Raw genomic sequence first — 11,418 nt, 5'->3', positions numbered from 1 at the left:
TCTGTTGTCCCCCTGGCCCTTGGAGGGACTCCGTGTCTCAGCGGACGACGACGACCGGTGAGGCAGCGTGTCGCAGGACGTCGCCTGCGACACGGCCCATGTGCAGTCCGGGGAACCCGCCGGTGCCACGGGCGCCGACGACGACGGTGTCGCTGGAGTGCGATTCGGTCAGCAGGGCGCGCGTCGGATTGCCCTGGAAGATCTCGGTGATGACCTTGACCCCCGGGTGGCGGGCCTGCTGCGTCGCGATCGCGCTCTCGATGTGGTTGCGGCACATCTCCGTGTATGACGCCCAGTCCGCGTGACCCAGCGAAGGGTCCTTCGCGTCGTTCGGCTGCCACCCGTGCACGGCCAGCACCTCGCTCTCGGTGCGTTCGGCCTCGTCGAAGGCCCATTCGAGCGCGGCCAGTGAGTCGTCGGAACGGTCGACGCCCACCGTCACACGGTTGAACGCTGACTCCAGACCGGAGTCCTTGCGGATCACGGCGACCGGCGACGTCGAGTGAATGGCGATCTGGTGCGCGGTCTCGCCGAGGGAGGACAGATGCAGCAGGCTGTCGCCCTGCGAACCGACGACGACGATACGAGCGTCGGCGCTGGCACGCACGAGAGCCGCCGACGGATATCCGTCACAGTGCGAGGTCGTGACTTGAATCATCTTGTCGCGCAGCTGAATTCGATTGACTGCTCGGCCGAGCACGCGATCGCCGGCAGCGAGGAGGGCTTCGGCGTCGGCGCCCATGCCGAACCCGAGGTCGGGGCGGTCGTGGCTGAAGCCGTGCACGAGGTGGATCGGTGCGCGCACCGCTTGGGCGTACTGGGCCGCCCAGTCCAGCGCGGTCATCGCGGCTGATGAGGTGTCGACGCCGACAACGACACTGCCGGGCCGCAGAATGCCTTCCATGGTGACCTTTCCTTGGTCGACCGAGCGGCGCTCGCTCGTGGGCGCCGTTGCGAGGAGATGCTCGCCACGTTCGACCGTAGGCACGGCCACTGGAAGTTTTCTGAACGTCGACTGTGGAGACAGGAAGGATCGATCAGGCGAGGGCAGAGTGGATCAGCGCGCCGATCTCGGCCTGCTCTCCCGCGGCGTATCGCACCCGCGGCCAGAAGAATCCGCGCAGTCCGTCGCCCTTGGTGCGCGGCACGACGTGGCAGTGCAGGTGGGCCACGCTCTGGGAGACGATGTTGTTCATGGCGACGAAGGTGCCTTGTGACCCGAGAGCCGCCGGCAGGGTTGCGGCGACCCGTTGGACCTCGGCGAAGAACGGCTGAAGGCTCTCGACGGGCAGGTCGGGCAGGGTCTCCACGTGCTGCCTGGGGACCACGAGCACGTGTCCCTTGAACACCGGTCGGGTGTCGAGAAAGGCCACGGTTGCGGTGGTTTCGGCGACGACCGTGGCGGGCAGTGCGCCGGTGGCGATGTCACAGAACAGGCACGAGGTCATGGTCGTCGGGTGCAGACGGTCACGACATGACCTCGTCGCGGATGCGCTGCAACGTCTGGCGCATTCCGGTGGTGAGGCCCTTCTCGAAACGCTCCTCACCGCCCATGGCCTTGTCGATCAGCTGACGGGACACGACCGTCGTGCCGGTCGAGACGTCGCGTCGTTGGGTGACCTTCGTGCGCACGCCGTCATCCAGCGGTGTCAACTCGAAGCTCCACACGGCATGGTTCTCCAGGACCTTGAAGGCCACCAGGTGATCCGGCTCGTAGGCGGTCACCACGCTCTGTGTCGGCCAGACGCGCCAGCCCAGCTTGTTGACGTTGAGCATCTTGCTGCCGACGCGCAGTGGGCCGCCGCGCAGGAAGACCTTCTTGGTCTGCGGGCTCCAACGCGGCATGGCGGTCAGATCGGAGACCACGGCCCAGACCTGCGCCGGGGTGGCGTTGATGTCGATGGAGACTTCGAGATCTGCGGGCATGGCGGCGTCCTTGTCGAGGAGATGGCAGCGCTTTCGGCCGATCCTACTGGTGCGTAGCGTCGGGGCGATGCATCTCGCGGGTGCCGCCGACCGCGTGGGTCAGTGGCGTTCCCGGGCCGGCACCCGTAACCCACTGGCGATCAGGCGTCGGATGAGTTCGCCACCGCCGACGGGAGTCGCTCCGGCGGCGAGGGCTGCGGCATACCTGTCGTCCGGCACGTCGTAGTGATCGATGTCGAACAAGCGGTCCGGCAACGCGACCCGCGCTGCAAAGGCGTGCAACTCGGCATACGACTCGTCGCTGACCAGGTGTGACCAGATCCTGCCGTGGGCGGGCCAGAAGGGCGGATCGATGAGGATGGTCACTGGACCTCCTGCGCGGTCGATCGGATGGCGGGCTGGTGGCGTTCAGACTGTGGCCAGATCTAAATGGCACAGTCATCTGGTGAATCGTGGTCGGTTGAAGCGTAGTTGGGTGCTGTCGTCGGTGGTCGTCGTGTCGGCCGCCCTTGCGGGATGCGGCTCAGGCAGCGGGTCCGGCACGTCGGCGGCGTCGCTCTCGACACCGTCGGCCATCGCGACACCCAAGGACCTGCAAGGCGTTGGTACCCCAATGGATTCGGCCATGCCGGCGAACATCCTGGATCTGCAGTTCACGACCTCGACCGGTCAGCACACCAGCCTGGCGGCGCTCAAGGGCAAGACGGTCGTGCTGCAGGACATCATGACGTTGTGCCAGGAGACCTGCCCGATCGACACGGCCACCCTCGTCAGCACCGACCGCGCCGAGGTGGCCGCCGGCCGGTCGAAGAATGAGGTTTTCGTCTCGCTCACCGTCGACCCTGTGCGCGACACAGTGCCGCAGATCGCTGCCTACCGCGCGCTGTACGCGCCGCCGCCGGCCAACTGGCAGGTGTGGACCGGTAGTCAGGCGTCGGTGAACGCCATCTGGAACTTCCTGGGCGTCTGGCGCCAGAAGGTCGCCGACGACCCGGGCACGCCACCGCGCAACTGGCGCACCGGGCAGCCACTGACGTATGACGTGCAGCATTCCGACGAGGTCTTCTTCATCGACCCGCAGCAGCGTGAGCGATTCCTGCTCGAGGGCACGCCGTACGCCACGAAGGGTCAGGTGCCCAAGGCGATGTACGACTTCATGGATGCCGACGGCCGCAAGAACCTCACCTCGCCGGACCCGAGCGCATGGACGCAGGCGCAAGCCCAGAAAGTGCTCGCCTGGATCGACGGCTGAGCGTCGGGCCGTGCGACACGTCGGTGTCGGTGCTGCCGTCTAGGCTCACCCGCAACGACGATCACGGGGGAGTCCGATGGGCCAGGCGCAACTGCACATCACCAGGTATGGCGCTGCGACGCTCGCGGTCCTGCGAGATGTCGTCCGCGAGGTCAAAGCCGGTGATCCGCTGGCACCGGTCACCGTCATCGTGCCGGACCACCTCACCGGGCTGACCGTTCGTCGAACTCTCGCGCGCGGCCTGACCGACGGCTCGCCCGGCATCGCCGCCGTCGACTGCCTCACCCTGGCCGGATTGGCCGAACGATTCGCCGCGCCGGTCTTCGCCGCGCAGAGTCGTCGGCCCGCGACTGCAGCGTTGGTCGCCGCCTGTATCCGGGAGTCACTCAGCGAGCACCCTGGTGAATTCGGTGTGGTGGCAGACCATCCCGCCACGTCGGCCGCGCTGGAGCGCGTGTCGCGCGAGCTACGCCTGGTCGACGACGCGACGCTCGCGAGCCTTCGGGCGGAGCCGGGCACCCTTGTGCGCGAGGTGCTGCGGATCCACGACGACGTGTGGGTCCGTCTGTCGAAACACTGGTATGACGAGGCCGACCTGTTGCGGGCTGCAGCGCTGGTGTGCCGCACGCCCGCCGGGCTGTCACCGACGGTCGTGTATCTGCCCGTGGCGATGCGACCGGTCGAGCTCGAGGTGCTGACGGCGCTCGCGGCCGCATCCGACATACATGTCGTGTGCGGTGTGACGGGCGATGCGCGGGCGGACGCCGGCCCGTTGCGGGTGGCTGCTGCCGTGACGGGCAGCGCTGCGGGTGAGGTCGGCTCCGGTGAGGCGTCGGTGACCGTGCCTGCGGCCGAAAGTGATCCGGCGACGGCCGACCGCGTCATACATGCCAGCGACGCCGACGATGAGGTGCGCGCCGTGGTGCGTGAGGTGGTGGCGGCACTGGGCACGCATCCCGCGCATCGCGTAGCGGTGCTCTACGGCAACCGTCGCCCCTACGCGCGCATCGTGCAGGAGCAGTTGACTGCGGCCGGCGTCACCTTCAACGGCCCGGGAGCACGACCTGTGACCGAGCGCGCCTTCGCTCGTTTTGTGCTGGGACTGTTGCGGATTCAGCGCAGCGGCTATCCGCGCGCCGATGTGCTGCAAACGCTGTCGGAGGTGCCCGCCAGAGCCGTCGACGGCTCGGCGATCCCCGCGGCGTCGTGGGAGCGCTTGTCGCGCAACTGCGGCATCGTCGACGGGGCCGACTGGCGCGACCGGGTCGATGCCACGATCGCGACGCTCGCGGCGCGGGAGGATCCGCACGGCTATCTGGCGCGCCGCATCGCCGAGGCGACCACGATGCGTGACACCGTCTGGTGGATCCGCGACCGGCTCACCGGGATCGGGGGATCCGCTACGTGGCAGGAGGCGGCCGACAGCCTGCGGACACTGGTGTCGGACCTGCTGCCGGACACGCAGGCTGCTCGACTGCCACCGGAGGAGCAGTACGCCCGGGTCAGTGTGCTGGGCGCGATCGAGGGGCTCACCGTGCTCGACGAGTCGGCGATCCCCGTCAGCCTCGTCATCATCGAGGAGGTGCTGATCGCACAGTTGGAGTCGGCGACGATGCGAGTCGGCCGCTTCGGTGAGGGTGTCTACGTCGGTCCGGTCGAGTCCGGCGCCGGCCTCGATCTTGATGTCGTCGTCGTGTGCGGCCTCTCGGAGGACGTCTACCCCGGGCGGCTGAGCGACGACCCGCTGCTGGCGGAGGCAGTGCGCGAGACCTTTGGCGAGGCGCTGGTGACGCTGCGGGAGCGCATCGCCGAGAAGCACCGCTGCCTGCTGGCGGCGTTCGCCTTGGCTGGTGAGGTGGCGGTGACATTTGCACGAGGAGATCTGCGACAGCAGACACAGCGCATTCCGAGCCGATGGCTGCTGCCGTCGATACGATCACTGACCGGCGAGATGACGCTGACCGCAACGGGATTCGCGGATGTGAGCGGGTTGACGGAGGTTGCGTCATACACCTCGGGTCTGTCGACGGCGACGCACCTGGCGACCGAGCAGGAATGGCGGTTGCGGGCCGGCCTGGTCGGCTGGCGGTTCGCCGACGAGGCGCTGACGGCGGCACGAGCGATGAACGCCGGGCGCGGCGACCGGGAGGGTGGCCGCTTCGACGGGATGATCGGTGTCGACGCGGCACGACTCTCGCCGTTGTCGGAGGGTGAATACACCTCGCCGACGATGCTCGAGAAGTATGTCGCGTGTCCCTTCCAGCATCTGGTCAACCGCGTGCTGCGGGTGTCGCCGATCGAGGATCCCGAGTCCATCGTGCAGGTGAGCAAGGCCGACATCGGCACCTTCGTGCACCACTGTTTCGACGTTCTCATCACCGAACGCCAACAGTCCGGGCAGTTGCCTGGATACGGCGAGCCATGGGATCAGCAGGCGCACGTGCGGCTGCTGCAGATCGCCGACGAATTCGCGGCGGAGTTCGTCACGACGGGTCGCGCCGGACACACACGGCTGTGGGAGCAGTCGTTGGTCGAGATCAAGGGTGTCCTTCAGACGATGCTCGACGTCGATGACAGCGACCGCGCCTCTCGTGGTCTGGCGGTGGTGAGCAGTGAAGCCGGCTTCGGCCGCGGCGGGGTCGATGTCGTGCTCGACGTGCCGGGTGGCACGGTCCAGCTGACCGGCGCCGCAGACAAGGTCGACCGAGCGGCCGACGGCACCTTGGTCGTCACCGACATCAAGACCGGGAAACCCGGCAGATTCATGCAGATCTGCCCCGAAGATCCGGTCATCGGTGGCACGAAGCTGCAGCTGCCGGCCTACGCCCATGCCGTGCGCGCGTTGTACGGCGACGCACACACCCCCGTCGAGGCCGCGTATTGGTTCGTTGGTGATGGCGACGGCAGGAGACGGGTGCCGCTTGAGTTGACGGCCGAGGTCGACACGACCTTCCGCGAGGCTGTGGGCACCGTGTCGTCGTCGATCCGCGACGGCGTGTTCCCGTTGCGGCCACCCGCCACCGACGACTTTTCCTGGATCCAGTGTCCCTATTGCAATCCCGACGGACTCGGTTATGCCGAGCCGCGCTCGCGGTGGCAGCAGCTCCGCGGCACCAGGCCGTTGCGAGATCTCGTGACACTGATCGAGCCCGATGCTCTTGCGACGACAGGCGACCCGGCCGAGGAGGAGAAGTGAGCGGCGAATTCGACTCTGAAGTCCATGAATTGACCGATGCGGACGCGCGCCGCCGGATTTGTGAGTGCACCGACGAGACCTTGTTCGTCGATGCCGGTGCCGGCTCGGGGAAGACCTCTGCACTGGTGGGGCGCATTCGGACCCTGGTGTTGCGAGACGGCATCGACATTCAGCACATCGCGGCGGTGACCTTCACCGAACGCGCGGGAGCCGAGTTGCGCGAGCGGCTCCGGGAGTCCTTCGAGAAGGCGCGTGCCGACCACGATCACGAGTTGGTCGATGCAGCGCTCGACGGTCTCGATCTTGCCGCGATCGGCACGTTGCACGCGTTTGCCCAGCGAATCCTCGTGCAGCACTCGATCGAAGCCGGCATCCCGCCGCTGCTGGAGGTGCGCGACGCCGTGGGCTCGTCGGTCGCTGCAGAGGCGCGCTGGCGCACGATGTGGCGTCGCCTGCTCGACGACGATGCAATGGGCGAAACCCTGCTGGCCGCAATCGAACTCGGCGTCACCGAGAGCCAGTTGCAGCAGCTGGCGACCCAGCTCGGCAACGACTGGGATCTCATCGACTCGCACGTGCTGAGCCACCCTGCGCTTCGCCTGAGCACGCCCGATTCCACGGCGATCCGGCGCGCGGCGCAGGACGTGCTCGACCAACGCAGGCACTGCACCGCCGACGACGACACCCTGCTCGCGCCGATGCTGCAGATCGAGCAGTGGCTGCAATCTCGTCCCACCACAGCGGATCTCATCACCGAGATTCGGTGGTTGTCCGCAGTGCCCGCGCTCAAGGTCGGCAAGAGCGGACGCCAGGAGAACTGGAAGAGCGGCGACCTCAAGGCGTTGCGTGTCGACATCCCGGGGCTGCACGCGGCAGCGCAAGACGCACTCGCCCCGTTGAAGGCGGCTGTGCTGCGGACCCTGGCCCGCTGGTTTTCGCAGGAGGTGCTGGCGGCTGCGGAGGAGCGGCGGGCCAATGGCACCCTGGAGTTTCACGACCTGCTGGTGTTGACGCGCAACCTGTTGCGGGACAACGCCGAAGTGCGGGCGAGCCTGCAGCACCGCTACCAGCGACTGCTGCTCGACGAGTTCCAGGACACCGACCCGATCCAGATCGAGATCGCGACCCGCATCGCAGGCGGGGCTACGGCAACTCAGGATGACTGGCGTCAGGTCGAGGTGCCACCCGGCTCGCTGTTCGTCGTCGGTGACCCGAAGCAGTCGATCTACCGGTTCCGCCGCGCCGACATCCGCACCTATCTCGGCGCGCGTGAGGTCATCGGCGAAAGCGTCGCGCTCACAACGAATTTCCGCACCACCACACCGATCGTCGATTGGGTGAACGTGGTCTTCGGCAAACACATCCAGCAGCAGCATGATGCGCAACCGGCATACGAGGCGCTTGATCCTGTCCGGTCTGCCGCCACGGCAGGACCATCGGTGGGGATCCTCGGCGAGCATCCGCATGAGCAGGATTCCAAGCCCATGCGCATCGCCCAGGTTCGTCAGATCGAGGCCGACGAGGTCGCCGGAGTCATTCAGACGGCGCTGCGCGACGGGTGGACCACCCAGGGCACCTGTGGCGAATGGCGGCCGGTGCGCAAGCGAGACATCACGATCCTGATTCCGGCGCGCACGTCGTTGCCCTTTCTGGAGACCGCACTCGATCGCGCCGGCATCGACTATCGGTCCGATGCGAGTTCGCTGGTGTATGCCGCGCCTGAGGTGCGCGCTGTTTTTGCTGCGGCGCGTGTCATTGCCGATCCGTCGGACGAACTGTCACTGGTGACGGCCCTGCGGTCGCCACTTTTCGGGTGCGGTGACGACGACCTGTGGACCTGGAAGCGTGACGGCGGCAGCTTCAACCTGCGCGCTCGGGTGCCGGACGACCTGGTCGATCATCCGGTGGGCAGCAGCGTGAACTACCTGCGGCGGCTGCATTTCCGGGCACCGTGGCTCGCTCCGAGCGAGCTGCTGGACACGATCGTCACCGATCGACGAGTCATGGAGCTCGCCGGAGACGGCCCTCGGGCACGCGACACGTGGCGGCGGCTGCGGTATGTCATCGATCAGGCGCGTGCCTGGGCGGAGGTCGAACACGGCGGGCTACGCGCGTATCTCGCCTGGGCCGCCGGCCAGGCCAAAAGTTCCGCCCAAGCGTCGGAGTCCTTGTTGCCGGAGCTCGACGTCGACGCCGTCCGCATCATGACGGTGCACGCCGCCAAGGGCCTGGAGTTCCCGGTGGTGATCCTGTCCGGTTTGTCGTCCCAGCCGCGCAACAGCACCGGGGTGCAGTTGCTCTGGCGCCACGACGACTATGAGCTGCGCGTCCAAAAGGACCTCGCTACAGCAGATTTCGACGACTACGCGCCGATCGACGAGCAGATGGGTGACCTTGAGCGTGCCCGATTGATGTATGTCGCCGCGACCCGTGCGCGTGACCATCTCGTTGTCTCGTTGCACCGGTCGTCGAGAAACGCTCGGAGCAATGCCGACCTGCTGGTTGCCAGCGGCGCGATCGGTGCGGGCGCTGACGTGCTCAGCCCGGAGCCGACCGACGCCGGGGCCTCCTCGACGCAGCAACGGGCGGTGACGCCACCACCGGACTTCGACGACTGGCAGCGCCAGTGGCAGCAGGCGACCGACCGCACGCGAACCTCGTGGTCCCGCAGCGCGTCCGGGCTCGAAGGCACGGACCCGCAGGCGCTGCTGGGTGCCGGCGCACCTGCAGTCGCCGCCGATCCTCAGACGTCCGATGATGCGGAGGTCACGGATGCCGAGGCGCCGGCGGTCGGCTCTGACGCTGCCGGTGCACGCGCCGCCGAGGAGGTGTCACCGCCCGGAGCGGCGAAGGGTGCTCGTGCACTCGACTCGCCTGCGTGGGCCAAGGGCCGCGACGGTGCGGCCATCGGTCGAGCCGTGCACGGCTCGTTGCAGGCGGTCGAGCTGCGCGGTGACGGTGCTGACCTGCCTGCAGTCGTCGCGGCGCAGTGCATCGCCGAGGGCGTCACGCCATACGAGCAGCTGGTGGCGACCCTTGCCCGGAACGCCCTGTCACACAACGTGGTTCAGTGCGCCGCTGACCGTCGGCACTGGCGCGAGATGTTCGTCGGCATACCGGATGACGGGCAGATCCTGGAGGGCGTCATCGACCTGCTGTACCAGGACGATGACGGCTCCCTGGTGATCGTCGACTACAAGACCGATCAGATCCCCGAGGCGGCACTGGATACTCGCACTGCGTACTACCGGCCACAGCTGCTGGCGTATCGACAGATGGTGCAGACGGCAACGGGGTTGCCGGTGTCGGCGTGCATCCTGCTGTTCGTGCACGAGCAGGGCGTCTGGCAGCGCGCGGTCGTCTGATCGACCGGCCCGCTCAGTAGTGCGTCACTGTGTCCCAGAAGCCGCAGTTGTGCTGTGCGGCAACAAAACTCGCGGGTTCGGTCATGCTGGTGTCGGCCGGCTGCAGCATCATCACCTGCTGCTGACCTGGCAGATATGACGGCCATGCCGGCGTGTTCGCGGCAACTGGGTTGCCTGTGGCGGCGAAGTGTGTCCACTCCAAAAGCAGTTGCAGTTGCAGGGCCGCCTGATTCGCGTCCAGCTTCGAGGTGTCGAAGTGCACCAGGCCGTTGGTGCCGCTGTGCTGCGCTCCGAGCGGCAGGGTGAGGTTCTCGCCAGCGGGGTTGTCCGCGTCGGCGTCGATGTCGGCATAGATCGTCATGTGCCGCGAGGCTGCCGCGTCGACCTGCAGCATCGGGCAGACCGATGCGGAGTCTGCCATGATCGTGCGGTAGTCCGTGAACGGTGATGCGAATCTCGACAGCGGATAGAGTTTTTCGACTGTCGGTGCCAGTCTGCCGAACTCCTCGTTCACGAGTTGATAGAACTGCGTGGTGTTGTCGGCGACGACGACATCAGGGGTGAGTGAGTTGCTGTAGACGCCTCCGTTGAATTCGTCACGACCGACGTCGGTGATGAGCGTGACGTGATTGGCATGGCCGGTCGTCAGCGCGGTGACCGGTGACATGGTCAGCGTCGTGCCGTTGATGATGGGGCCGATCGTGCCGCCGCCGGTGGGGTCACCGACTTGGCCCTGTTCCTTGATGAGGGTCGCTGCGGGGATCTTGCGCAGGCAGGCGAGCACGTCGATCGCCTTGCCGCAGCCGACCTTCTTGGCGAACGTCGCGCCGACGGCCTGAGCCTGGGCTTCGGTGAAGTACGACGACTTGCAGTCGGCCTTCGACCACACGATGTTGTTCTGGTAGTTGTAGAAGCCGCTGATGCTGATGGCGTTCTTGAAGAGCCCTTTCGCGGTGGGGGACGCGACCTGGGCGCAGGTGCTGGCGCCACCGGCTGATTCGCCGAAAACGGTGACATCGGAGGGGTTTCCGCCGAACCGTGAGATGTTCTGCTGCACCCAGCGCAGGCCGGCCTGCTGGTCCTGCAGGCCGTAGTCACCCGAGTGCGCGCCGAGCGCTTTGTCGGCCAGGAAACCGAGCACGCCGAGCCGGTAGTTGACGTAGACGTAGACGACCTTGCCGGTGCGCACCAGGTTGGAGCCGTCGTCGGTGCGTGCTTCACCCAGGAACCCGCCGCCGTGGAACTCGAACATCACCGGCAGTTTCTCTCCGGGGCGGGTGCCGGCAGGAGTCTCGATCTCGAGGTTGAGGCAGTTCTCGCTCGTGCCGGTCTGCGCGAAAGCATTGCTGCACTCAGGTGCGGGTGTCGTCGCTTGAAGCACGCCCTTCCAGGCTGCGTGAGGCTGGGGCGACTGCCACCGCAGTTTGCCGACGGGTGCTGCGGCATACGGCACGCTGCCGTAGGTCGTCACGCCGTCGGTCGTCAGGCCGCACACGGCGCCTTTTCCGGTGGTGACGGTGGTGCCAGGTGTGCAAGCGGGTGGTGCCGAAATGCGGTCGGATGCGGCATACGCGCTGCCTGCGACGGTCAACGCGACAGCGAGGCTGCCGGCCGTGGCGGCAGCGGTCAGGGGGCGCAGCATGTGTCTGTTCGTCATTGGGCTGCTCACATTCTGCGTG

At 67.1% G+C, this 11,418-nt stretch carries 8 protein-coding genes; 3 read left to right on the top strand and 5 right to left on the bottom strand.

Translation table 11 applies throughout. The features are described 5' to 3' along the window. Nucleotides 1-37: 37 nt before the first annotated feature. The 4 genes from BKA23_RS10120 to BKA23_RS10105 all read right to left on the bottom strand — a co-directional run bounded on the left by BKA23_RS10120 (nt 38) and on the right by BKA23_RS10105 (nt 2,292). Nucleotides 38-904 (bottom strand): universal stress protein, encoded by an 867-nt coding sequence (locus BKA23_RS10120; RefSeq protein ID WP_145227648.1) that lies wholly within the window; start codon nt 902-904, stop codon nt 38-40. A 133-nt stretch (nt 905-1,037) separates the two neighbouring features. Then, nucleotides 1,038-1,448 carry an HIT family protein gene (locus tag BKA23_RS10115; protein WP_145227647.1) on the bottom strand — a complete coding sequence of 137 codons (411 nt, stop codon included), beginning with the start codon at nt 1,446-1,448 and terminating at the stop codon, nt 1,038-1,040. 19 nt (nt 1,449-1,467) lie between these two features. Next, the gene (locus tag BKA23_RS10110; protein WP_145227645.1) at nt 1,468-1,926 is read right to left on the bottom strand and encodes an SRPBCC family protein; all 459 of its coding nucleotides are present in this window, start codon (nt 1,924-1,926) and stop codon (nt 1,468-1,470) included. Between the two features lie 99 nt (nt 1,927-2,025). Then, on the bottom strand, nt 2,026-2,292 hold the full coding sequence (locus tag BKA23_RS10105) for a DUF4031 domain-containing protein (protein ID WP_145227643.1): 267 nt from the start codon (nt 2,290-2,292) through the stop codon (nt 2,026-2,028). A 79-nt stretch (nt 2,293-2,371) separates the two neighbouring features. On the opposite strand from BKA23_RS10105, the gene BKA23_RS10100 reads away from it, so the two are divergent. The 3 genes from BKA23_RS10100 (at nt 2,372) to BKA23_RS10090 (ending at nt 9,739) form a co-directional block, all read left to right on the top strand. Further along, a complete protein-coding gene (locus BKA23_RS10100) occupies nt 2,372-3,178 on the top strand; it encodes an SCO family protein (RefSeq protein WP_170226454.1) in 807 nt (268 codons plus the stop codon). A 76-nt stretch (nt 3,179-3,254) separates the two neighbouring features. After that, complete coding sequence (locus BKA23_RS10095) at nt 3,255-6,374, top strand: PD-(D/E)XK nuclease family protein (protein WP_145227639.1); 3,120 nt, start codon at nt 3,255-3,257, stop codon at nt 6,372-6,374. After that, entirely contained in the window at nt 6,371-9,739 is a 3,369-nt protein-coding gene (locus tag BKA23_RS10090) for a UvrD-helicase domain-containing protein (RefSeq protein ID WP_145227637.1), read from the top strand. Before BKA23_RS10095 ends, BKA23_RS10090 begins: the two co-directional genes overlap by 4 nt. Nucleotides 9,740-9,752: 13 nt before the next feature. On the opposite strand, the gene BKA23_RS10085 is transcribed toward BKA23_RS10090, so the two are convergent. Next, a complete protein-coding gene (locus BKA23_RS10085; RefSeq protein ID WP_145227635.1) occupies nt 9,753-11,396 on the bottom strand; it encodes a carboxylesterase/lipase family protein in 1,644 nt (547 codons plus the stop codon). Nucleotides 11,397-11,418 lie beyond the last annotated feature (22 nt).

The organism is Rudaeicoccus suwonensis (assembly GCF_007829035.1).
Classification (GTDB): domain Bacteria; phylum Actinomycetota; class Actinomycetes; order Actinomycetales; family Dermatophilaceae; genus Rudaeicoccus; species Rudaeicoccus suwonensis.
Note: the sequence above shows the minus strand (reverse complement) of the source record. Positions and strands in the feature narration are given on the sequence as shown.